Here is a 21,697-nt window from a genome sequence, read left to right as displayed (position 1 = left end):
GGTGTCCGTCATGGATCACCCATATGAGTGAGGACGCGGCGGAAAGTGACACGCCTGACCGGGAGGGGACGGGACCGTGTCCGTATGGGATCGCGAGTGCTCAGCCTGCGCGTGGACGGGGAGCTGCTGGAGCGCATTCGGCAGCACGCCGCAAAACGCGGAATGAGCGTCCAGGACTATGTCGTCCGGACGCTCATCCGCGAGGACTTCGACGAACGGTTCCAATCGTCCGTCGACGAGACCGAGAAGCTCGGCGTGCGGTGGTCGGCTCCTTCTACTTGACCCCGAGGATCTGCTCGATCGGGTGGAGCAGGAAGTAGACCAGGAAGCACAGGCCGACGGCGTTCAGCAGCCAGGGCACCTGCCGGAAGCGGCCGGTGGCCGCGCGCAGCAGGATGAACGCCAGGACCCCGATGCCGATGCCGTTGGTGATGCTGTAGGTGAACGGCATCGAGACGATCGTCAGGAACGCGGGGATGCCGACGGTGAAGTCGCCCCAGTCGATGCCCTTGACGTTCGAGGCCATGATCAGGAAGCCGACGACCACCAGCGCCGGCGTCGCCGCCTGCGACGGGACCACGGTCGCCAGCGGCGTGAAGACCAGCGCGAGCAGGAACAGCCCGCCGGTCATCAGGTTCGCCAGGCCCGTGCGGGCGCCCTCGCCGACGCCGGCCGTGGACTCCACGAAGCAGGTGTTGGCGGAGGCGGAGCCGAAGCCGCCGCCCGCGACCGCGATGCCGTCCACCATCAGGATCCGGCCCATGTTCGGCAGGTTGCCGGTCTCGTTGTCCAGCAGCCCGGCCTCCTCGCCGACGCCGATGATGGTGCCCATCGCGTCGAAGAAGCCGGAGAGCAGCACGGTGAAGACGAACAGGCAGCCGGTCAGCAGGCCGACTTCCTTGAAGCCGCCGAAGAGGCTGATGTCGCCGATCAGACCGAAGTCCGGCGCGCCGACGATCTTCTCCGGGACGTTGGGGACCGCCAGGCCCCAGGCCGCGTCCGGGATGTCGGCGACGGCGTTGACGACGATCGCGACGACGGCCATGGTGACCATGCCGATCAGGATCGCGCCCCTGGTCTTCCGCACGATCAGCACGAACATCAGCATCAGGCCGAGGACGAACACCAGCACCGGCCAGCCCTTGAGCTGACCGCCCTGGCCCAGGCCCATCGGGACGGTGGTGTGCGCGGCGTCCGGGTTGCGGGACACGAAGCCGGCGTCGACCAGGCCGATCAGCGTGATGAACATGCCGATACCGATGGCGATGGCGCGCCGCAGGCCGCCCGGGATCGCGTCCATCACCCGCTGCCGCAGGCCCGAGGCGACCAGGATCATCAGCACCAGACCGGCGAGCACGACCATGCCCATCGCGTCCGGCCAGCTCATCTTGGGGGCGAGCTGGAGCGAGACCACGGCGTTGATGCCCAGGCCCGCGGCGATGGCGATCGGGACGTTGCCGATGACGCCCATCAGGACGGTGCACAGCCCGGCCATCAGCGCGGTCGCGGTGACCAGCTGGCCGTTGTCGAGATGGTGGCCGAACTTGTCGACTCCGGAGCCGAGGATGATCGGGTTCAGCACGATGATGTAGGCCATCGCGAAGAACGTCGCCAGACCGCCGCGCAGTTCGCGGCTGACCGTCGACCCCCGCTCGGAGATCTTGAAGAAGCGGTCGAAACCGTTCTTGGGAGGCGTCGGCGCCGGGTTCTCAAGGGGGTCGACCGGCGTGGTGGCCGAGGGGGGCATGCAGGGACCTCAGTCGGACGGGCCTGGGGAAGGCGCGGGGGCCCATGGGCCCGGAACACGTACAGAGCATCAATAACCGGATCACGTTGGATGAATCGACGATCCGATCCGGTCAGATCCAGAAAGGTTCAGTATGAATAAACAAGGCGCTGATCGCTATCTCCGCGCGTAGACCCCTGTTGCGCTGGGCCGGAGGTACGCCCTCCCGCCACGGGACCACTCGCCCGCCACCCCCCGTCCGGCCCCCCTCGGGCCCCGCATCCGGCCCCCGTAAGCTGAACACCATGTGGAAGAAGTCCGAACTGCGCCCGGCCCCGGCGCCTCTGGAGGGCCCCGTCGTCGGCACGATCACCGGCGGCACGATCATCTGGTTCGTGCTCTTCCTCGGCCAGCTGCCCTTCTACGGCTGGTACGCCGACAACGGCCACGCCTGGTGGGTGTGGACCTGCCTGGCCGGCGGCGCCCTGGGCCTGCTGGGCATCTGGTACGTCCGCAGGCGCGACGCCGCGATCAAGCGCGCCGCGGCCGCCGCCGGCGACGCCTGACCGCGGCGCCCCTCCCCCACACCTCCCGCCCGGCCGGCCGGCGGGTGAAGTGCGCGCCGCGCCCGTAACGTCGAGGGCATGACGGATCGGGCGAGGACCGAAGCCGGGCAGCACGAAGCGGGCGGCGAGCCGGCCGGAGCGACCGTCCACGCCCCGGCCCACCCCGGCCTGACCTCCGCCGAGGTCGCACAGCGGGTGGCCAGGGGCGAGGTCAACGACGTCCCCGTACGGTCCTCCCGCTCCACCGCCGAGATCATCCGGGCCAACGTCTTCACCCGTTTCAACGCGATCATCGGCGTACTTTTCGTGATCATCCTGATCGTGGGGCCCCTCCAGGACGGCCTCTTCGGGTTCGTCATCGTCGCCAACACCGGCATCGGCATCGTCCAGGAGCTGCGGGCCAAGAAGACCCTGGACAACCTGGCGGTCATCGGCGAGGCCCGGCCGACGGTCCGGCGCGACGGCGTCCCCGCCCCGATCCCCACCGCCGGCGTCGTCCTCGACGACGTCATCGAACTCGGTCCGGGCGACAAGGTCATCGTCGACGGCGAGGTCCTGGAGACCGACGGCCTGGAGATCGACGAATCGCTGCTGACCGGCGAGGCCGACCCGGTCGTCAAGAAGCCCGGTGAGCCGGTGATGTCCGGCAGCTTCGTCGTCGCGGGCGGCGGCGCCTTCACCGCGACCAAGGTCGGCCGCCAGGCGTACGCGGCCCAGCTCGCCGAGGAGGCCAGCCGCTTCACGCTGGTCCACTCCGAGCTGCGCTCCGGCATCAGCCAGATCCTCAAGTACGTGACCTGGATGATGATCCCCACCGCGCTCGGCCTGATCCTCAGCCATCTGCTCACCCTCGGCCTGCCGGGCGACGAGGCGATCCGCCGGATGGTCGCCGGCATCGTCCCGATGATCCCCGAGGGCCTGGTCCTGCTCACCTCCGTGGCCTTCGCCATCGGCGTCGTCCGGCTCGGCCGCAAGCAGTGCCTCGTCCAGGAACTGCCCGCCATCGAGGGCCTGGCCCGGGTCGACGTCGTCTGCCTGGACAAGACCGGCACGCTCACCGAGGGCGGTATGGACGTCAGCGCGCTGCGGGTCATCGGCCCCGCCGCCGAAGGCCTCGACGACAGCGAAGACGCGGCGGAGCGCAGCGAGCGCGACCACGCCTACCTGGAGCAGGTCCTGGGCGCGCTGGGCGCCTCCGACCCCCGCCCCAACGCCTCCCTCCAGGCCGTCATCGACGCCTACCCCGCCGACGGCGGCTGGCGCTGCACCCAGTCGCTGCCGTTCTCCTCCGCCCGCAAATACAGCGGGGCGTCCTTCAACGACGCCCACGGCGAGAGCACGACCTGGCTCCTGGGCGCCCCCGACGTCCTGCTGCCGGCCGGCGACCAGCGCCTGACCGACATCGACGACCTCAACGCCCGGGGCCTGCGGGTCCTCCTGCTGGCCCGCGCCGAACGGGAGCTGGACGACCCCGACGTCGCCCGGGGCGTGCACCCCACCGCGCTGGTGGTCCTGGAGCAGCGGCTGCGCACCGAGGCCCCCGACACCCTGCGCTACTTCGCCGAGCAGGGCGTCCACGCCAAGGTCCTCTCCGGCGACAACGCGGTGTCCGTCGGCGCGGTGGCCGACAAGCTGGGCCTGCCGGGCGCAGACGCCCCCGTGGACGCGCGGAGCCTGCCCGCCCGTACGGAGGCGATGGCCACCGCCCTCGACCGGGGCGCGGTGTTCGGCCGCGTCTCCCCGCAGCAGAAGCGGGACATGGTCGCGGCCCTGCAGTCCCGCGGCCACACCGTCGCCATGACCGGCGACGGCGTCAACGACGTCCTCGCCCTGAAGGACGCCGACATCGGCGTGGCGATGGGCTCCGGCTCCGAGGCCACCCGCGCGGTGGCCCAGATCGTCCTGCTGAACAACAGCTTCGCCACCCTGCCGTCCGTGGTCGCCGAGGGCCGCCGCGTCATCGGCAACATCACGCGCGTGGCGACCCTCTTCCTCACCAAGACGGTCTACTCCGTCCTGCTGGCCATCCTCGTGGCCTGCTGGCAGATCCCCTACCCCTACCTCCCGCGCCATCTGACGCTGCTGTCCACCCTGACCATCGGCGTCCCGGCGTTCTTCCTGGCGCTCGCCCCCAACAAGGAGCGCGCCCGCCCGCACTTCGTCCGCCGGGTCATGCGCTACGCGATCCCCTCCGGCATCATCACGGGCCTGGCCGCCTTCGCCACCTACCTCCTCGCCCGTGCCCACTACACCGGTCCGGGCGCCCTCTCCGCCGAGACCAGCGCCGCCACCCTGACCCTCTTCCTCACCGCGATGTGGGTCCTGGCGATCATCGCCCGCCCCTACACCTGGTGGCGGATCGCCCTGGTGCTGACCATGGGCCTGGGCTTCCTGATCGTCCTGGTCACCCCCTGGCTGCAGGACTTCTTCGATCTGCGCCTGGTCGGCGGGACGATGCCGTGGGCGGCGGTGGGCGTCGCCGCGGCGGCGGCGGTGCTCCTGGAGCTGGCCTGGCGCCTGGTGGACCGCCGCTTCCCCGCCTGAGCCACCGCACGCGCGGGCGGCCGCCCCCTCGCCCGGCGGCCGGGCAGCCCCGGCGCGAGGTCGCGGTCAAGCCTTCCGCCGCGGCCTGGCCACGGTCCGCCCCCTGCCCTACCCTCCGCCCCATGACACTGATTCCGGGGGACCTCACGTACCGGGTGCTGGCCGGCTCGCACCGCCACCACTCCCACCACTCCCACTACGGGGGCGACGGCGTCCTGGACTGGTGGGAGTGGCTGATCCTCGCCGTCGGCGCGATCGTCGTGGTCTGGGCCCTGGTGAAGAAGTTCACCTCGAACTGACCGGGCCGACCGACCGGCCCGACCGAACCGAAGCGCCGCCGTCCGGGCCGGGACGACACGCGCCCCGGCCCGCGGTGCGCCGCAGCGCCGGCGGTCAGTCGAACCAGCGCGCCCGCGCCAGCTCCTCGCCCCGGTCCGGGTCCTCCAGCAGCGCCGCGACCTCGAAGCGGCGCGGCCACTGGCCCGCCGCCCAGGCCAGGCCGGCCGCGACGCCCTCCAGGGTCGCGGCGTGCAGGGTGCCGTCGGGGCTCCGGCGCCAGTCCAGTTCGGCGGTGGCGTCCGGGCCGTCGCCGACGACCAGCTCCTCGTGTTCCAGATACGACTCGGGGGTGGCGGGGCCGAGCAGGACCCGTACGGCCTCCGGGACCTCGTGGCGGACGCCCTCGGAGCGCACCTCGGCGCTCACCACCTCGCTCAGCCTGCGCACCTGCAGCAGCTCGGCCAGGTCCGCGGCGCGCGCCGGGCGCACCGGCAGCAGGGGCAGCCCCGCCGCCAGCGGCATCAGGTCCGGGGCGTCGGCGACCACGGCGTCCGCCGCGTCCACCACCCGCACCTCCCGGTCGAGCACGGCCCGCAGCTCGTCGGGGAGCGTCACCTGATCGGGGTCCAGGTCCGCCAGCAGGCCGTAGAGGCCGTGGAGTTGGGCCGCGTCCACGGTCAGGTCCGGGTCGGCGAGGCGGGCCAGCAGTTCGGCCGCGCCGCCCGGCTCGTCCAGGAGGGCGGCGACGGAGGTGCGCACGCCGAGTGCGCGCAGCACCTGGGCGTCGACCCCGCCGGCGTCCGCGGACTCGTAGAGACCGGCCAGCAGCCGGTCGCCGCCCGCCGCGCGCAGACCGGCCGGCCGCCGCCCGTCCAGCACCGGGTGGCCGCGCAGCCACCAGGCGGTGTAGGGGCGTACGGACTCGGTGGTGCCGTCGGGCAGCAGCACCCGGGCGGGCGCGGTGAGCGCGTCGCGCAGCGGCGGCCGGGAGAGCATCTCCAGTACCTGCGGCCAGGCGTCGTCGTCGACCAGGTCCAGGTCGCGGACGGCCACCAGTTCGGTGAGCACCGGCGGGACGGGCGTGTCGGGCAGGGCGTCGAGGAGGTCCTCGCACCACACGTCGACGGCGTCCAGCAGCCCGGCGTCGTCCGGCTCGGCGAAGTCCCCGTCGCGGGGCTCCAGCTCGTCCGGGTCGAGGACGACATCGGCGGCCCGTACCAGCGCGAAGTCGGCCATGACGCCCACGGCGGTCAGCGGCTGCTCACCCCATCGGGCGGCCAACTCCGCGTCGCACGCGGCGAGTTCACCCTCCCGGATGACCCGCTCGAAGGCGCTGCCCGGGTACACCAGCTCGCCCGCCGGTGCCGGCTCGCCGTCCTCGTCGGGCAGCGCGAGGGCGCCGAGCCAGGGCTCGTCGCCGGGCGCGAGGTTGGCGTCGCGGACCAGCCCGAGCACCGTCTCCGCCAGCTCCTCCGCGCCCAGCGGGGCCCCCGGCCCGAAGTCGTCCGCGAAGACGTCGTAGGCGTCCTCGTCCGCGTCCAGCGAGTTCTCCACGGCCGCCCGCACCTGGGGCGTGGTCAGTACGGCGCGGGGCGCGGCCGGAGTGGCGCCGAGCTTCTCCAGCAGCGGGTGCACCGCGTCGGGGTGGGCGACCTTCAGCCCGAGCCGGGCGAGCGTACGGTGCCGGGCGGCGTCCTCGCCGCCCCCCGCGGGGCCGCCACCGGGCAGCGGCAGCAGCACCTGACGCGGCCCGATGGTGGTGCGTACGGTGCCGCTCGCTCCGTCGGGGCCCTGGCCGCCGGCGTCCGCGAGCGGCACCGGCAGTCCGCTGAGCCGGTCCGGGTCGGTGCCGGCCAGCGCGTCGTAGAGCCGCCACCACCACTCGGGGGCCCGCTCGACGCCCGCCAGGCGGTCGACCATCTCCCCGAGCGGCACCCGGGCCACGCCCAGCGCCCGCAGCTCCGTGCGCCGTTCGAGGCCGGCCGGCAGCAGGCTGGGGAACAGCTCGGCCAGCACCGCGACCGTCGCGCTGCCGGCGCCCTCGACCACCTCGGCCTCCACGGGCCGCAGGACATACCGCACCGCGTCCTCGCCGGAGTCCCAGGCGTCCTTTGCCGGGGCCTCGGGCTCGGCCCGCTCCCCCGCGCCCGGCGCGCCCGCGCTCGGCAGGAACCGCACCCGCGGCAGCAGCGCGAGCACCTGCCGGCGCAGCTCGCCGTCCAGTCCGCCCTTGCCCAGCGGGCCCGGTACCAGGTCGAGGGTGGCGACGGACACCGGCTGCCAGTCGCCGAGCAGCGCCGCGTAGGCGGCGGCCACCCGCTCCACCAGGAAGTCCGTCAGCGGGCCCGGGGCGACATGACGCCGGGTCGGCTCCAGCGGGAACGAGGCGATCAGCAGCCCGGGCAGCCCCAGCGGCTCGTCCGTCGGCGTCGGCGCGTGCACCACCGGCGCGGTTCCCGGGCGCGTCGGCGCGCCCTCGGAGTCCACCGGAACCGCCCAGGTCACCGACCACGACGGCCGCAGCCGCTCCTCGACGGGCCGGTCCGCGAGCAGCGCCGGGTCCAGCGGCCCGCCGTCGGTCGCCACCCGCCATCGGGTGGCGCCCCGCTCACTGTCCTCGATCAGGACGTACGGGCCGTCCTGACGCCGCCTCAACTCGCGTACGCCCTGCGGGGTCTCGACCACGACCTCGGCCAGCCCCGGCAGCGTCAGCAGCAGCGCCGCGTCGATGCCGTCCAGCAGCCGCTCGGCGAGGTCCTGCGCCGCGACGTCCCGCAGCGGCAGCACGACGGCGGTGTCGTACCCGTCGGGCGCGGTGCCCTCCGCGGGCATCGGCAGCCGCAGCAGCGGTACGTGCCCCTCACGGCGGCGCAGTTCGCCGCCGAGCCCGGGGCTGTGCGCGGCCACCTCCTGCGCCAGCGTGCGGGCCTCGGCCAGCGACCACCGCACCCCGCCGGTGCGTCCCACCAGGGCCGGCTCGTCGCTCACGGACAGCACCGCGGCGAAACCGACGCCGAACCGGCCGACCGCGCCGGCCGCCACGCTGGGCTCCCGTTTGGCGGAGGCGCGCAGCGTCGACAGCGACTCCACGCCGGTGGCGTCGAGGGGGGCGCCGGTGTTGGAGGCGACGAGGACGGCGGGGGTGTCGCCGTCGGCCGGGTGCAGGGTCAGCCGCAGCCGCCCGGGGACCCCGGCGCGGGCCGCCGCGTCCGCCGCGTTCTGCGCCAGCTCCACGGCGAGCCGGTCGCGGTAGCCGCCGAGCGCGAGGTCCTCCTCCGCGTTGGCGTCCTCCCGGAACCGGGCCGGTGACGCGGCCCAGGCGTCCAGCACGCCGCGCCGCAGTCGAGCCGTCCCGAACGGGTCTCCGGCTGCGCCTCGCACCCACGACGTTGCGGTCACGTCTCTCGTCTCCCTCGCTGAGTCTGTGTCCAGACGGTATCGCCCCCCGTTGCCGGCCGGCCCGTCCTGGGGGCTTCTGTTTCCCGCCTTCGGCGGGGGTGAGGCACATGGGGCCGTGGCCCCTGGTGTGTGGTGGTGCCGGGGAGACAAGTCAAGGACCGGCAGAAGCCCGGCTGCGCCACGACGCGGCCGAGCTTCTGGCTCCTTTTCCTTCGCCCCCGCAGGGCGGGGGCGCCTCACCGGGCGGTAGGGGGGCCGCAGGACCGTCCCCGGCACCCACCACCCACCGGGCCCCGCCCGGACACACCTCAGCTGTGGCCCAGCTCCTCCGCGGGCCCGGCCTCCTCGACCGAGCCCCCGTCCCGCTCCGGCCGCAGGGACAGCGGCTCCACCACCGTCTCGTCGACCACCGGCGGGGCCGGCCGCGGCGTCTTGGGCATCACGGCGGCCTCGGAGTGCGCCCCGCAGCCGTACGACAGGGAGACCACCCGGCCGTCCGCCGGGGCGAACTCGTTGGCGCACACGCCGAAGGCCTGGCGCAGGGAGCCGGTGAGCGGGGTGAGGAAGCCGCAGGTCAGGCAGGTGGCGGGGGCCGCCTGGGCCATCGGGGTCTTCGCGCCGTACGCCTCTTCCCAGCGGTCGGCGGCGGCGTGCAGGCCGTAGCGGGACAGCACCCGGGCGCGGCGCATGCCGAGCTCCTCGGCGAGGTCCGCGATGCCGCCGCGCGCGGGCGCGGGCTGGATCGCCGGCGAGCCCGCAACGACGTCCGCCTCCTCGGTGTCGGCGACCTCGGCGGCCATGCCCTCGGCGACGGCGGAGTTCGGCGGCGGGCCGTCCTCCCCGGAGAAGCCCGGCTCCAGCCGCAGGTCCTCGGCCTCCGTGGGCAGCAGATCCCCGGGGCCCATGTCGCCGGGGCGCAGCCGCTCGCTCCAGGGCACCCACTCCGGCGCGAGCAGCGCGTCGGGGCCGGGCAGCAGCACCGCCTCGTCGAGCGTGACGACCTTGGCCCGCGAGGCCCGCGCGACCGTCACCGCCCAGCGCCAGCCGCGGTAGCCGGGCTCGTTGGAGGCGAAGAGGTGGGTGACGACGCGGTCCGCGTCGGCGACGGCCTCGATGTACTCGCCGACCATCCCGGGCAGGGCGACTTCCTCCGCCGCCGTCCGGGCAAGGTCGACCGCCTCGGCGCACAGGCGGTCAGGGGTACGGCTTCGCATCGCAGCACTCACAAGAATCGATTCTCTCTTCCACGCCGTCTCACGAGTGCGCCAGCCGGAGCTGTCCTTGTCCTGTCCGGACGACCGGCGGGCCGGGGGCGGGCGGAGCGGACCTGGGGACCGCGTCGACGTCCGCGCCCGATCGGTTCGGTCGAGCGCACCTCATAGACCCATTCTGCGGGATCGCGGAACGCAATGAGACACGCGGCCAAAACCGACCGCCGGTGGCGCGCTACACACGCTACCCCTTCAGCGGTGTACGACTCCTCGGTGGGAGCGCAAATGTCCGCGGCGGCGACGGCGCGCCGGGGCGCCTCGCGCGGCAGTGCGGAGAAAGTGCCCTCTCCTGGGCGAGTTGGGGCACTATGGCCGAGTGGCTGCTGCCGCAAGGGCGTCGAGGGTGTCGAAGGTGGCGAAGGCATCGCGGAAGTCGTCGAGAGCGTCGTCGCACGAGCCGTCCCGGGGCGGCTTCGGGGACGGCCCTGCCCGGCGGGCGGGCCGGGCGGTCGGCCGTGCGCTGCACCGGCCGTTCACCGGCGCGGCGCGCCGGGTGCGGCGGGCGACGCACGCGCACGGCGCGGGCGAGTCGGGACTGGGCAAGCTGATCGAGCTGCACGCGGTGAACTCGGCCGGCGACATGCTGATCACGGTCGCGCTGGCCTCGACGGTGTTCTTCTCGGTGCCGACGCAGGAGGCGCGGGGCCGGGTGGCGCTGTATCTGGCGGTCACGATGGCGCCGTTCGCGTTGCTCGCGCCGGTGATCGGACCGCTGCTGGACCGGGTGCCGCACGGCCGCCGGGCGGCGATGGCGGGCGCGATGCTGGCCCGGGCGCTGCTGGCGGTGTCGATGTCGGGCGCGGTGGCGACCGGCGGGCTGGAGCTGTATCCGGCGGCGCTGGGAGTGCTGGTGGCGTCGAAGGCGTACGGCGTGGTGCGCAGTGCGGTGGTACCGCGGCTGCTGCCCCCGCGGATCTCGCTGGTGCGGGCCAACTCCCGGGTGACGCTCGCGGGGCTGCTGGCCACGGGGGTGGCGGCGCCGGCCGGTGCCGGGCTGCATCTGATCGGGCCGGGCTGGCCGCTGTACGGGGCGTTCGCGGTGTTCGCGGCCGGTACGGTCCTGTCGTTCTCGCTGCCGCACAAGGTCGACTCGGACAAGGGCGAGGCGCGGGCCCGCCTGGCCTCCCGTGAGGCGGCGGGAGAGGACTCGGCGGGCGGCCGGCCGGCGAAGCCGGGGCTGCGCACCGTCGGGCCGTCGGTGCTGCACGGGCTCCAGGCCAACGTCTGCCTGCGGGCGCTCTCCGGCTTTCTGACGTTCTTCCTGGCCTTCCTGCTGCGCGAGCATCCGCTGGGCGGACTGGGGCCGGCCGCCTCGCTGGGGCTGGTGGCGGTGGCGGCCGGGGCGGGCAACGCGCTGGGGACGGCCGTCGGGGCGTGGCTCAAGGCCCGCGGACCGGAGCAGATCGTCGCGGCGGTGCTGGGGCTGGCGCTGGGTACGACGGTGCTCGCGGCGGTGTTCTACACCGCCGCCGCGATGGTCGTGGTCACCGCGGCGGCGGCCTGCGCGGGGCTGTGCCAGGCGCTGGCGAAGCTGTCGCTGGACGCGATGATCCAGCGCGATGTGCCGGAGGCGGTGCGCACCTCGGCGTTCGCCCGCTCCGAGACGGCGCTGCAGATGTCGTGGGTGGTCGGCGGCGCGATCGGGATCTCGCTGCCGCTGGTCGGGGTGCTGGGGATGTCGGTGGCCGCGGCGCTGGTCGCGCTGGGCGTGGCGCTGGCCGTACGGGGGCTGCTGAGCGCGGCGCGGCGGGGCGGCGGGCCGACGCCCCGGGTGGCCTGAAAAGACCGGTGGACCGGCCCGCCGGGGGCACGGCTTCGCACCGGCCGCGCGGCACGCCGCACCCGCGCGTGGCGTGAGCTGGGGCGCCCGATAGCCTGCCCGTATGACCGCTGCGTTGATCTCCTGGGGCAAGGGCCGCCGCGCCGCTGCCGCCATCGGTGCCGTGTCCCTGGGTCTTGTCACCCTCTCCGCCTGCGAGAAGCCGACCGCGCTCGCGACCGTGACCGTCGGTTCGACGACGGTGACGGCCGAGGCCACGCCCGGCTGCGACGGCAACGGCAAGGACCTGTCCCGGAAGCAGGTCGCGGCCTGCCTCACCAAGAAGGGCGGCAAGACGATCACCGTGCACCCGGGTGAGCAGGTGCGCGTCGGCGTCGACCCGGAGGTCGCCAAGTCCGGGTGGGTCGTCTTCGGCGGGGGCCCCGTCATGCGCGAGCCCAGCAAGCAGACGTACCGCAGCTTCGACGCGGACACCCTCTTCATGCAGCAGAACCCGCAGACCGGCCAGACGTCCTACACCAAGGACGTCACCCTCCAGGTCGCGGAGATCGGCACCGGCCAGGGCCCCAAGACGATGTGGCACTTCACGCTGAAGCAGAAGGACTGAGCGCGCTGAGCGCGCGGCGGCCGCGCAGGGTGCGGGCTTCGTGATGCGGGTCCTGGTCGTCACGGCGGTGGCGGCCGAGCGCGACGCGGTCCGGGCCGGCGGCGCCGGGGCCGACGGTTCGGGCGAGGCGGAGCCCTGGTCGCTGCCCGGCGGTTACGAGGTGCGGCCGGTGGCCGGGCCGACGGTGGCGCTCGACGTGCTGGCCGCCGGTGTCGGCCCGGCCGCCGCGGCCGCCGGCACGGCCACCGCGCTGACCGCCGCCGCGCTCGCCGGCGCACCGTACGACCTGGTGGTCTCGGCGGGGATCGGCGGCGGATTCACCTCCGCCGGCGTCCCTGTGGGGTCGGTGGTCGTCGCCGACGCGATCGTCGCCGCCGACCTGGGTGCCCAGACCCCCGACGGCTTCGTACCGGTCACCGAACTCGGCTTCGGCACGGTGGCGCACCGCCCCGACAAGGCACTGGCCGACGCCGTGGCGAAGGCGTCCGGCGGGGCCGTCGGCACCGTCGTCACCGTCTCCACGGTCACCGGCAGCGCGGCACGCGCCGCGGAGCTGGCACGACGTCACCCCGGCGTGCTGGCCGAGGCGATGGAGGGCTTCGGCGTCGCCGAGGCGGCCGCCGCGCAGGGCGTGGCGGTGCTGGAGCTGCGCACCGTCTCCAACGCCGTCGGCCCCCGCGACCGCGCCGCCTGGCGCATCGGCGACGCGCTCGCCGCCCTGACCGGCGCCTTTCGTACGTTCCCCGAAGCCCTGGCCGCCGCCCACGGGCCGGCCGGGGAACCGCACCGTCCCTAGTAGGAGGACACCGTGACCCGGCCGCTGCACATCGCGTACTCGCCATGCCCGAACGACACCTTCGTCTTCGACGCCCTGGCGCACGGCCGCGTCCCGCACGCGCCGGACCTCGCAGTCACCTTCGCCGACATCGACCTCACCAACGGCATGGCCGAGCGCGGCGAGTTCGACGTGCTGAAGGTGTCGTACGCGGTGCTGCCGTGGGTGCTCGAGGAGTACGCGCTGCTGCCCTGCGGCGGGGCGCTGGGCCGCGGCTGCGGGCCGCTGGTGCTGTCCAGGCAGCAGGGCACGGCCGCGGATCTGACGGGCCGGACGATTGCGGTGCCCAGCGAGCGGTCCACCGCGTATCTGCTGTTCCGGCTGTGGGCGGCGGCCGAGGTGCCGGGCGGCGTCGGCGAGATCGTGGTGCTGCCGTTCCACGAGATCATGCCGGCGGTCCGGGACGGCAAGGTCGACGCGGGCCTGGTCATCCACGAGGCCCGCTTCACGTACCAGAACTACGACCTGGTCTGCCTGGCGGACATGGGCGAGCACTGGGAGCACACCACCGGCCTGCCGATCCCGCTCGGCGCGATCATCGCCAAGCGGTCGCTGGGCGAGCGGACGCTGCGCGACCTCGCGGCCGCCGTCCGCACCTCCGTGCGGATGGCCTGGGACGACCCGGAGGCCTCCCGTCCCTACGTCCTGGAGCACGCCCAGGAGATGGACCCGAAGGTCGTCGACCAGCACATCGGGCTGTACGTCAACGAGTTCACCGCCGACCTCGGCGAGGACGGCTATGCCGCGGTGCGCGGGCTGCTCACCCGCGCCGCGGCCGAGGGGCTCGTGCCGCCCCTCGGCCGCGATGCGCTGCGCTTCGTGTGAGGTGGGTGGCCCTGGGCGGGCCCGCTTCAGACGTCCAGCTGGTCGGCGACCGCGCGCAGCATGCCGGCGATCTTCGAGCCGTGCGCCTTGTCGGGGTAGCGGCCGCGCTCCAGCTGCTGGGTGACGTTCTCCAGCAGCGTGGTGAGGTCCTGCACGATCGAGGCGAGTTCGTCGGGCTTGCGGCGCTGGGCCGCGGCTACCGAGGGGGCGGGGTCGAGGAGTGTCACGGTCAGCGCCTGGTCGCCGCGCTGGCCCGCGACGACGCCGAATTCGACGCGCTGGCCAGGCTTGAGCGCGGCCACGCCGTCGGGCAGCACCGACGAGTGCACGAAGACGTCACCGCCGTCATCGCGGGAGAGAAAGCCGAAGCCCTTCTCGCTGTTGAACCACTTGACCTTGCCGGTAGGCACGTCTGTCCTCGTCCTCGTACTCGTTGGAAAAAACTGGGCCGCATCCACCGCGAAGCAGCGGCGGAATCGGGTCTGGATAGCAATGCAGCGGGCCGCAGGACCCGCCACCACCAAGGCTAATGGTCCCCGGGCCGGTGACAAGACGCCGCCGGGTGGATCCTCAGCGCTTCTGGCCCGGACTTACCCTGGTCAGGTGTCTGACGAAACTCCCCAGGCCGGGGATCTGCTGGTCCGAATCGGCGCGATCATGTTCCTAGTTGGCGCAGCGGCCACTCTCGCCACGGTGACGCCGCTGTTCCTCGGGACCCACCCGCTGCCGTCCGCCTTCTACTGGGTGTGCATGCTGATGGGCCTCGGCTTCCTGATCGCCGCGACCGGAGTGGTCCGCTCCGCCGCCGCGCAGCGCCGTCAGGCCGAGGCGGCCTCCGAGGGATCCGCCCCTTCTGCCCCTTCCGCGACGTAGCGATCCAGCCACGCCGGGAACTGGGTGAGGTCGTCGAGCAGCACATCGGCGCCGGCCGCCAGCAACTCGCCGCCCTCGCACGGACCGGTGGCCACGGCGACCGACAGCGCGCCCGCGGCGCGCGCACCCCGGACGTCACCGGTGTGGTCGCCGACGTAGATCCGCGCACCGTGCTCGCGCAGCGCCTCGGCCTTGGCCTCCGCCCACAGCGAGCCGATGACGGCGTCCGGTTCGATGCCCAGGTGCGCCAGGTGCAGTTTGGCGTTCGGCTCGAACTTGGCGGTCACCACGATCGTCCGGCCGCCCGCCGCCGCGACCGCGGCGAGGGCCTCCCGGGCACCGGGCATGGCCGGCGTCGACGCGATCGCGTACTGCGGGTACAGCGAGCGGTACAGGTCGCTGATCTCCGCGACCCGCTCCTGGGGGAACCAGCGGCGGATCTCCTGCTCCAGCGGCGGCCCCAGCCGGGTCACCGCGGCCTCGGCGTCGACGAAGGTGCCGGTCCTGGCGGACAGCTCCTCGTAGGCGGCCTTGATTCCGGGGCGGGAGTCGATCAGCGTCATATCGAGGTCGAAGCCGACCGTCAGGGGGTACGCAGCCATGCCAGCCATTGTGCAGGCGACCGCGGGCGGCCCGGCGGCCAGGCCGTACTCTTAGCCCTGCCTTACCTAACTTCCGGCCATCTCTCCGCAAAGTGACCTGCCTATGACGCCCCGGACGCCCGGCCGCCGCCTCGGCCTCGTGGCGGCGGCGCTGCTCGCCCTGCTGCTGGCGGTGGTCCTCTCGCTGGCCGTCGGCAGCCGCGCGTTCGCCCCGTCCGAGGTGCTGGACGCCCTCGTCCACGGCGGGGACGGCGATGCCGCGCAGGTGGTCCGGTACCTGCGGCTGCCGCGCACGCTCATCGGCGTGCTGGTCGGCGCCGCGCTGGCGATGGCCGGCACGGTCATGCAGGGCATCACCCGCAATCCGATCGCCGACCCCGGCATCCTCGGCATCGGCCAGGGCGCCTCGGCAGCCGTGGTGATCGCCATCGCCTTCGCCGGGGTCCACAGCCTGACCGGCTATGTCTGGTTCGCCTTCGCCGGCGCCGGGATCGCCGCCGTCGTCGTCTACGCCGTCGCCACCCGCGGCCGCGGCGGCGCCACCCCGGTCAAGCTCGCGCTGTCCGGGGCCGCCGTCAACGCCCTGCTGGTGTCGGTGACGATGGCGATCCTGACGACCAGGGCCGCCGCCCTGGACGAGTTCCGCTTCTGGCAGGTCGGCTCGCTCACCGGCCGGGACACCGAGGTGGCCGCACAGATCTGGCCGTTTTTGCTGGCGGGTGCGGTGCTCGTGCTGTCCGTCGCGCGCGGCCTGGACGCGCTGGCGCTCGGCGAGGACGTCGCGCGGGGTCTGGGGCAGAACGTCGCCGCCGTACGGATCGTGGGCGGGCTGGGCGCGACGGTGCTGACCGGCGCGGGTGTCGCCGCGGCCGGCCCGATCGCCTTCGTGGGCCTGGCCGTCCCGCACCTCGCCCGCGCGATGGTGGGCGGCGGCCACCGCTGGGTACTGCCGATGGCCGCGCTGCTCGGCCCGGTCGTCGTACTGGTCTCCGACACCGTCGGCCGGGTCCTGTTCCCGCCGTCGGAGGTCCCGGCGGGTGTGATGACCGCGCTGATCGGGGTGCCGTGCCTGGTTGCTCTGGTGAGGCGAAGGGCAGCGGTGGCGGCATGACGGACTCTGAGAGGTCGCCGGGGAGGCCGCTCCAGAGCGGCATGACGGACCCTGAGAGGTCGATGGGGACGCCGCTCCCGGGCGGCACGGCCGATCTCGCGGCGGCCGCCGCGCCCGGCCGCCGTGTCGCACTGCGGCCGGCCGGGTACGCGCTGGTACGGGCCGGGCGCGGCTCGTTCCTGCTGCACCGCCGCGCGGCCGTGGTCGCGGCCGTACTGACCGTCCTGCTGGCGCTGGCGTGTGTGGGCTACCTCTGCGTCGGCGAGCGCTTCGTGGCCCCGTCCGAGGTCGTCGACGTCCTCCTGGGCCGGCCGTCCGCCCAGGAGGTGGTCGTCTCCACCCTGCGGCTGCCGCGGATGACCGTCGGCCTGATGGTCGGCGCGGCCTTCGGGGTCGCCGGCGCGCTGATCCAGACGGTGGCCCGCAACCCGCTCGCCAGCCCCGACATCATCGGCATCAGCCAGGGCGCGAGCGCGCTGACGGTCGGTGCGATGACCTTCGGCGTCACCTCGTACGCCGTCCTGCCGTATCTGTCCGTCGCCGGCGGCGTCCTGGCCGCCGCACTGGTCTATCTCTTCGCCTGGCGCGGCGGCCTGCACGCCACCCGCTTCGTCCTGATCGGCATCGGCTGCGCGGTCGCGCTCCGCTCCGTCACCCATCTGTTCCTGACCAAGGGCGACTACCTCGTCGCCCAGCAGGCCCAGGTGTGGATGACCGGGTCGCTCAACGGGCGCGGCTGGGCCGAGGCGGCGCCGCTGGGCTGGGCGCTGCTGGTGCTGCTGCCGGGCGTGCTGTGGGCGGCCCGCGCCCAGCGGACCGTCTCGCTGGACGACGGCACCGCGACGGCGCTGGGCGTCCGGCTGGGCCGCACCCGCCTCGGCCTGGTCGCGGTCGGTGTGGTCCTGGCCTCGCTGGCGACCGGGGCGGCCGGCCCCGTGGACTTCGTGGCGCTGCTGGCCCCGCAGATCGCCCGCCGGCTGACGCGCGGCGCCCAGATACCGCTGCTGTGCTCGGCTCTCCTGGGTGCCTTCGTCGTCGTCGCGGGCGATCTGCTCGCCCGCAAGCTCTTCGCGCCGACGGAGCTGCCGGTGGGCGTGCTGACCGCCGCCGTCGGCGCCCCGTATCTGATCTGGCTCATCGTCAGGGGCCACCGGGCCCGTGGCCGGGCCGCGGCAGGAGGAACAGCGTGACCGGGACCGGGCAGACGGGCGGGCGGGGCGAGGGCGCCGTGACCGGCGAGCGGGACGGGGACGGCGGCGACGGGATAGAGCCGGGCGCCGTGAGCCGGCTGACGGCCCGTGCGCTCACCCTCGCCTACGAGGACCGCATCGTCGTCGACGGCCTGGACCTGGACGTGCCGCCCGGCGCGGTCACCGTCGTCGTCGGCCCCAACGCCTGCGGCAAGTCGACGCTGCTGCGCGCCCTCGGGCGGCTGCTGAGGCCCCGTCACGGTGCGGTCCTGCTGGACGGCACGGACCTCGCGCGCCTCCCCACCAAGAAGATCGCCCAGTCCCTCGGGCTGCTGCCGCAGACCCCCGTCGCCCCCGAGGCGATCACCGTCGCCGATCTGGTCGCCCGCGGCCGCCAGCCGCATCAGCGCTGGTGGCAGCAGTGGTCGGCGGACGACGAACGCGCGGTCGGCGAGGCCATGGCGCGGACGGACGTGGCGCAGCTGGCCGACCGCGCGGTGGACGAACTCTCCGGCGGCCAGCGCCAGCGGGTGTGGATCGCCATGGCCCTGGCCCAGGAGACCGATCTGCTGCTCCTCGACGAGCCGACGACGTACCTGGACATCGCCCACCAGGTCGAGGTGCTCGACCTGGTACGGCAGCTGAACCACGACCGCGGCCGCACCGTCGTCGCCGTGCTCCACGACCTCAACCAGGCCGCCCGCTACGCCGACCACCTGGTGGCGATGAAGGGCGGCCGGATCGTCGCCCAGGGCCACCCCGGCCAGGTCGTCACCGCCGAACTGGTCCACGAGGTCTTCGGACTGGAGTCGGTGGTCGTACCGGATCCGGTGACCGCCTCGCCGCTGGTCGTCCCCGCTCGCCCCTGGCAGCCGCCCCGCCGGGAGTAGCGGCCCGCCGGGAGCATCCGGCGGCGCCCGTCCCTCCCCCGCCGCCGACCCTCGCCACCCCCCTCCCCGCTCTGTCCTCCCTCCGAGCCGAAAGGACATGTCATGTTCCGTTCCACCGCCGCGCGCCGCGCCGCCGCCGTCTCCCCCACCGGCGTCCTCGCCGCCGCCGGCGTGCTCGTGGCCTCCCTCGCCCTGACCGGCTGCGGGTCCGGCCACGACGCCTCCGACGGCTCCTCGGGTTCCTTCAAGGCCGCCGACTGCCCCGAGCAGCCGGCCACGACCTGGGCGAAGCCGGCCGCCGGCGGCGGCACCCACCCGGTGCGCACGGCCATGGGCGAGGTGCGGGTGCCGAACTCCCCGAAGCGGGTGGTCGTCCTGGACACCGCCGAGCTGGACTCCGCGATCACCCTGGGCGTCAAGCCGGTCGGCGCCACCCGCTCCGACGTGGCCTCGGGCTTCCTGGACTACCTCGCCAAGGACCAGGTCGCCGGCATCAAGGACGTCGGCAAGATCGGCGCCCCGAACCTGGAGGCGGTCGCCGCCCTCAAGCCCGATCTGATCCTGACCAGCAAGGTCCGCGACGGTCAGCGCTACGACCAGCTGACGAAGATCGCGCCGACCGTGATGACCGAGACCACCGGCTACCCCTGGAAGCAGAACTTCGCCACGCACGCCGACGCGCTGGGCAGGATCCCCCAGGCGCGGCGCGCGGTCGCCGCGTACGAGGCGCACGCCGGGCGCGTCACCAAGGCCCTCGGCGGCCCGGCGGCGGCCCGCGGGCTCCGCACCAACATCGTCCGCTTCGTCGAGGGCGCCGACACCCGCATCTACGGCTGCCGGAGCTACATCGGCACCGTCCTCGCCGACATCGGCACCGGCCCGACCGACGTCGTCGACGGCTCCAAGGACGGCCTGATGGTCGAGGTCGGCCCCGAGCAGGTCAACAAGGCCGACGCCGACGCCGTCTTCTACGCCTCCTACGGCACCCCGGAGAAGTCCAAGGAGGCCCAGATCACCACCGGCGGCCTGTGGAAGCACATGCGGGCCGTCACCGGCGGCCGGTCCTTCCGCGTCGACGACCAGCTCTGGATCCAGGGCATCGGCTACACGGCCGCCGGCAAGATCCTGGACGAGGTGCAGCAGCGGCTGGTCAAGAAGTAGCCGGGAACCAAGGCGGCGCCCCGCCCCACCCGGGTGCGGGCGCCGCCGGGGCACACGGCAAGATCGAGCAGGCCGGCTGAGCCGGAACTGCACTGTCCGGTGGCCCGGCTGATGAGCCGTCAATGGAAGACCTGATGAGACACATACGTTTGACCAGACCCGCACTGTGGACCCGCGCCCTCGCGGTGGCCGTCTGTGCCGCGCTCGCCGGCGGCGCCACGGCGACGGCGACCACGGCCGATTCCCCCGGGCCCTCGCCCTCCCCTTCCGCCGGCTCCTCCGCCCGCCCGCAAGAGCGGTCCAAGGGCGTGAGCGACGGCGACATCCGGCCGGCCCGGGAGGCGGAGCGCTACTGGACCCCGGAACGGATCCGTGCGGCCGTCCCGGTGGAGGACGCCGCAAGCGCGCCGGCCGCCCCCGACGAGCGGCGAAAGCGCTCGCTGCGGGTGCCGAGCGCCCCGGCGGGACAGGGCGTCGCCACCGTCGGCGTCTTCCTCCTCCGCGCCGGCGACGGATCGGCGACCGCCGACCAGTTCTGCACCGCCAACTCCGTGACCTCCCCGACGAAGAGCCTGGTCATCACGGCCGCGCACTGCCTCAAGGGCGACAAGCCGTACCGCAGCGTCGCCTTCGTCCCCGGTTACCGCGCCGGCGCCACGAAGCCGGGCCAGCCCGGTGAGATGCCGTACGGGATCTTCCCGATGCTGCCGGGACAGGTCTGGATCGACGGACGCTACCTGCAGTCCAAGCCCGACGACGACGTGGACTTCGCGCTGCTGCGCGTCGGCCCGAACGCGCAGGGGCAGCTGCTGGAGGACGCGACCGGCCGCGGCAACGAGCTCACCGCCGTCCCCGCCTCGCAGCTGGCACGCGACAACGTGACCGTCGTCGGCTACCCCGGTGGCCAGAAGACGCCACTGCGGTGCACCAACAGCACCAAGGCCTTCCAGGGCAGGTTCCTGGAGATCGAGTGCGCCGGGTTCCGGTCGGGCGTCAGCGGGGGCCCGTTCCTGACGGACTTCGACGGCCGGCGCGGCAAGCTCATCGGCGCGATCGGCGGCTACCAGACCGGCGGGCGCTACGACCACATCTCCTACAGCTCGCAGTTCGACGAGGACGTCTTCCGGCTCTACCGCCAGGCGGTCGACGGGGCACGGCCGGACACCCCCAGCCCCCTGGGGGACGCCACGGCCTGGCAGCACACCAAGGTGATGGCCGGCGGCCGCTTCCACAGCTCCTCGGTACGCAACGGCAACGGCGACCTGATCGTGGGCCGGTCCGACGGCGAGGTGACGCTGTACCCCGGCAACGGCGCGTACGGGTTCGGCAAGGGCGTCCGGCTGGCGGCCGCCGGCTCCACCTTCCGGCACGCCGCGTCCCTCACGGCGGGCGACTTCACCGGCTCCGCCACCTACGACCTCGTCGTGCGCTGGTCGGACGGGGAAGTGACGCTCTACAAGGACGTCGACGAGACCACCAAGCTCGGCAACGAGATCCGGCTGCGCCCCCGCGGCAGCTTCTGGACCCGTGCGCACGGCATCGCCGCGGGCCGCTTCGGCGGCGGCAACCAGCGCGCCGACGATCTCCTCGTGCGCTGGTCCGACGGCCATGTGAGCGTCTACACCAACGTCGACGACAAGGGTCTGCACGCCGAGAAGCAACTCATCGGCCCCAACCGGACCTGGACCTACGCCCGGGACATCGCCGCCGGCGACCTCGCCGCCTCGTCGGCCGGCCAGGACCTCTTGGTCCGCTGGGCCGACGGGGAGGTGTCGGCCTTCGAGGACGCCGCCGGAGCGCAGCTCAAGAAGGAGCGGCGGCTGCGGGCGCCGAAGTCCCCGTGGCGCGACGTCGCCATGGCGGCCGTCGGGGCCTTCGGCGGCGACGGCCGGGCCGACGACGTCGTGGCCCGCTGGCGGGACGGAAAGCTCACCCTCAACCCCGACTCCAGCACCCGGGCCCTGGGCCGGGAGCGCACGCTGATCCCGAAGCCCGGCAGCTGAGCGGGGCGGCGGGCGGGCGCCCAGCCGGTGCCCGC

General features: G+C 74.0%; 19 protein-coding genes. 14 read left to right on the top strand and 5 right to left on the bottom strand.

Annotated features, from left to right (window positions below; genetic code table 11):
• Positions 1 to 84 precede the first annotated feature (84 nt).
• Complete coding sequence (locus ACFWZH_RS04090) at positions 85 to 282, top strand: hypothetical protein (protein WP_384425076.1); 198 nt, start codon at positions 85 to 87, stop codon at positions 280 to 282.
• On the opposite strand, the gene ACFWZH_RS04085 is transcribed toward ACFWZH_RS04090, so the two are convergent.
• Positions 275 to 1,747 (bottom strand): NCS2 family permease, encoded by a 1,473-nt coding sequence (locus ACFWZH_RS04085; protein ID WP_384425074.1) that lies wholly within the window; start codon positions 1,745 to 1,747, stop codon positions 275 to 277. The two genes, ACFWZH_RS04090 and ACFWZH_RS04085, sit on opposite strands and share 8 nt — an antisense overlap.
• Before the next feature lie 284 nt (positions 1,748 to 2,031).
• Between ACFWZH_RS04085 and ACFWZH_RS04080 the strand changes: the two genes are divergently transcribed.
• From ACFWZH_RS04080 to ACFWZH_RS04070, 3 genes are all read left to right on the top strand, one after another.
• The gene (locus ACFWZH_RS04080) at positions 2,032 to 2,292 is read left to right on the top strand and encodes a DUF2530 domain-containing protein (RefSeq protein WP_384425072.1); all 261 of its coding nucleotides are present in this window, start codon (positions 2,032 to 2,034) and stop codon (positions 2,290 to 2,292) included.
• Between the two features lie 78 nt (positions 2,293 to 2,370).
• Entirely contained in the window at positions 2,371 to 4,836 is a 2,466-nt protein-coding gene (locus ACFWZH_RS04075) for an HAD-IC family P-type ATPase (RefSeq protein WP_384425070.1), read from the top strand.
• A 122-nt stretch (positions 4,837 to 4,958) separates the two neighbouring features.
• A complete protein-coding gene (locus ACFWZH_RS04070) occupies positions 4,959 to 5,135 on the top strand; it encodes a hypothetical protein (protein WP_384425068.1) in 177 nt (58 codons plus the stop codon).
• A gap of 94 nt (positions 5,136 to 5,229) precedes the next feature.
• Here ACFWZH_RS04070 and ACFWZH_RS04065 read toward each other — a convergent pair whose 3' ends face one another.
• Together ACFWZH_RS04065 and ACFWZH_RS04060 are read right to left on the bottom strand one after the other, a co-directional pair.
• Positions 5,230 to 8,445, bottom strand: a complete 3,216-nt coding sequence (locus ACFWZH_RS04065; RefSeq protein WP_384425638.1) for a sacsin N-terminal ATP-binding-like domain-containing protein — start codon at positions 8,443 to 8,445, stop codon at positions 5,230 to 5,232.
• Positions 8,446 to 8,822: 377 nt separating this feature from the next.
• Positions 8,823 to 9,728 (bottom strand): DUF3027 domain-containing protein, encoded by a 906-nt coding sequence (locus tag ACFWZH_RS04060; RefSeq protein ID WP_384425066.1) that lies wholly within the window; start codon positions 9,726 to 9,728, stop codon positions 8,823 to 8,825.
• Between the two features lie 409 nt (positions 9,729 to 10,137).
• Here ACFWZH_RS04060 and ACFWZH_RS04055 point away from each other — a divergent pair, with 409 nt between their 5' ends.
• The 4 genes from ACFWZH_RS04055 (at position 10,138) to ACFWZH_RS04040 (ending at position 13,832) form a co-directional block, all read left to right on the top strand.
• A complete protein-coding gene (locus ACFWZH_RS04055) occupies positions 10,138 to 11,565 on the top strand; it encodes an MFS transporter (protein WP_384425065.1) in 1,428 nt (475 codons plus the stop codon).
• A gap of 103 nt (positions 11,566 to 11,668) precedes the next feature.
• Positions 11,669 to 12,172 carry a hypothetical protein gene (locus ACFWZH_RS04050; protein WP_384425063.1) on the top strand — a complete coding sequence of 168 codons (504 nt, stop codon included), beginning with the start codon at positions 11,669 to 11,671 and terminating at the stop codon, positions 12,170 to 12,172.
• A 43-nt stretch (positions 12,173 to 12,215) separates the two neighbouring features.
• Positions 12,216 to 12,968: a futalosine hydrolase gene (locus ACFWZH_RS04045; RefSeq protein WP_384425636.1), complete on the top strand. Its 753-nt coding sequence runs from the start codon at positions 12,216 to 12,218 to the stop codon at positions 12,966 to 12,968.
• Between the two features lie 12 nt (positions 12,969 to 12,980).
• Positions 12,981 to 13,832 carry a 1,4-dihydroxy-6-naphthoate synthase gene (locus tag ACFWZH_RS04040; protein WP_384425061.1) on the top strand — a complete coding sequence of 284 codons (852 nt, stop codon included), beginning with the start codon at positions 12,981 to 12,983 and terminating at the stop codon, positions 13,830 to 13,832.
• Positions 13,833 to 13,858: 26 nt separating this feature from the next.
• Here ACFWZH_RS04040 and ACFWZH_RS04035 read toward each other — a convergent pair whose 3' ends face one another.
• A complete protein-coding gene (locus ACFWZH_RS04035) occupies positions 13,859 to 14,242 on the bottom strand; it encodes a cold-shock protein (RefSeq protein WP_069572471.1) in 384 nt (127 codons plus the stop codon).
• A 193-nt stretch (positions 14,243 to 14,435) separates the two neighbouring features.
• Here ACFWZH_RS04035 and ACFWZH_RS04030 point away from each other — a divergent pair, with 193 nt between their 5' ends.
• Positions 14,436 to 14,705 (top strand): hypothetical protein, encoded by a 270-nt coding sequence (locus ACFWZH_RS04030; RefSeq protein WP_384425059.1) that lies wholly within the window; start codon positions 14,436 to 14,438, stop codon positions 14,703 to 14,705.
• Here ACFWZH_RS04030 and ACFWZH_RS04025 read toward each other — a convergent pair.
• Positions 14,651 to 15,307, bottom strand: a complete 657-nt coding sequence (locus ACFWZH_RS04025) for an HAD family hydrolase (RefSeq protein ID WP_384425058.1) — start codon at positions 15,305 to 15,307, stop codon at positions 14,651 to 14,653. The genes ACFWZH_RS04030 and ACFWZH_RS04025 overlap by 55 nt on opposite strands.
• A gap of 103 nt (positions 15,308 to 15,410) precedes the next feature.
• Here ACFWZH_RS04025 and ACFWZH_RS04020 point away from each other — a divergent pair, with 103 nt between their 5' ends.
• The 5 genes from ACFWZH_RS04020 (at position 15,411) to ACFWZH_RS04000 (ending at position 21,662) form a co-directional block, all read left to right on the top strand.
• Entirely contained in the window at positions 15,411 to 16,418 is a 1,008-nt protein-coding gene (locus ACFWZH_RS04020) for a FecCD family ABC transporter permease (RefSeq protein WP_384425056.1), read from the top strand.
• 62 nt (positions 16,419 to 16,480) lie between these two features.
• Positions 16,481 to 17,608: a FecCD family ABC transporter permease gene (locus tag ACFWZH_RS04015; RefSeq protein ID WP_384425054.1), complete on the top strand. Its 1,128-nt coding sequence runs from the start codon at positions 16,481 to 16,483 to the stop codon at positions 17,606 to 17,608.
• An 89-nt stretch (positions 17,609 to 17,697) separates the two neighbouring features.
• Positions 17,698 to 18,498: an ABC transporter ATP-binding protein gene (locus ACFWZH_RS04010; RefSeq protein WP_384425634.1), complete on the top strand. Its 801-nt coding sequence runs from the start codon at positions 17,698 to 17,700 to the stop codon at positions 18,496 to 18,498.
• Between the two features lie 102 nt (positions 18,499 to 18,600).
• Positions 18,601 to 19,659 carry an ABC transporter substrate-binding protein gene (locus ACFWZH_RS04005; protein WP_384425052.1) on the top strand — a complete coding sequence of 353 codons (1,059 nt, stop codon included), beginning with the start codon at positions 18,601 to 18,603 and terminating at the stop codon, positions 19,657 to 19,659.
• Between the two features lie 149 nt (positions 19,660 to 19,808).
• Positions 19,809 to 21,662 (top strand): trypsin-like serine peptidase, encoded by a 1,854-nt coding sequence (locus tag ACFWZH_RS04000; protein WP_384425050.1) that lies wholly within the window; start codon positions 19,809 to 19,811, stop codon positions 21,660 to 21,662.
• Positions 21,663 to 21,697 lie beyond the last annotated feature (35 nt).

The organism is Streptomyces sp. NPDC059008 (assembly GCF_042749045.1).
GTDB lineage: Bacteria > Actinomycetota > Actinomycetes > Streptomycetales > Streptomycetaceae > Streptomyces.
The sequence above is the reverse complement of the archived record's forward strand: the minus strand, read 5'-3'. Positions and strand labels throughout refer to the sequence as shown.

What these genes read in the sequence shown, in the direction of transcription:
- ACFWZH_RS04090 (WP_384425076.1), top strand. Translation starts at nt 85, where the DNA reads ATGGGATCGCGAGTGCTCAGCCTGCGCGTGGACGGGGAGCTGCTGGAG.
- ACFWZH_RS04085 (WP_384425074.1), bottom strand. Translation starts at nt 1,747, where the DNA reads ATGCCCCCCTCGGCCACCACGCCGGTCGACCCCCTTGAGAACCCGGCG.
- ACFWZH_RS04080 (WP_384425072.1), top strand. Translation starts at nt 2,032, where the DNA reads ATGTGGAAGAAGTCCGAACTGCGCCCGGCCCCGGCGCCTCTGGAGGGC.
- ACFWZH_RS04075 (WP_384425070.1), top strand. Translation starts at nt 2,371, where the DNA reads ATGACGGATCGGGCGAGGACCGAAGCCGGGCAGCACGAAGCGGGCGGC.
- ACFWZH_RS04070 (WP_384425068.1), top strand. Translation starts at nt 4,959, where the DNA reads ATGACACTGATTCCGGGGGACCTCACGTACCGGGTGCTGGCCGGCTCG.
- ACFWZH_RS04060 (WP_384425066.1), bottom strand. Translation starts at nt 9,728, where the DNA reads ATGCGAAGCCGTACCCCTGACCGCCTGTGCGCCGAGGCGGTCGACCTT.
- ACFWZH_RS04050 (WP_384425063.1), top strand. Translation starts at nt 11,669, where the DNA reads ATGACCGCTGCGTTGATCTCCTGGGGCAAGGGCCGCCGCGCCGCTGCC.
- ACFWZH_RS04045 (WP_384425636.1), top strand. Translation starts at nt 12,216, where the DNA reads ATGCGGGTCCTGGTCGTCACGGCGGTGGCGGCCGAGCGCGACGCGGTC.
- ACFWZH_RS04025 (WP_384425058.1), bottom strand. Translation starts at nt 15,307, where the DNA reads ATGGCTGCGTACCCCCTGACGGTCGGCTTCGACCTCGATATGACGCTG.
- ACFWZH_RS04020 (WP_384425056.1), top strand. Translation starts at nt 15,411, where the DNA reads ATGACGCCCCGGACGCCCGGCCGCCGCCTCGGCCTCGTGGCGGCGGCG.
- ACFWZH_RS04015 (WP_384425054.1), top strand. Translation starts at nt 16,481, where the DNA reads ATGGGGACGCCGCTCCCGGGCGGCACGGCCGATCTCGCGGCGGCCGCC.
- ACFWZH_RS04005 (WP_384425052.1), top strand. Translation starts at nt 18,601, where the DNA reads ATGTTCCGTTCCACCGCCGCGCGCCGCGCCGCCGCCGTCTCCCCCACC.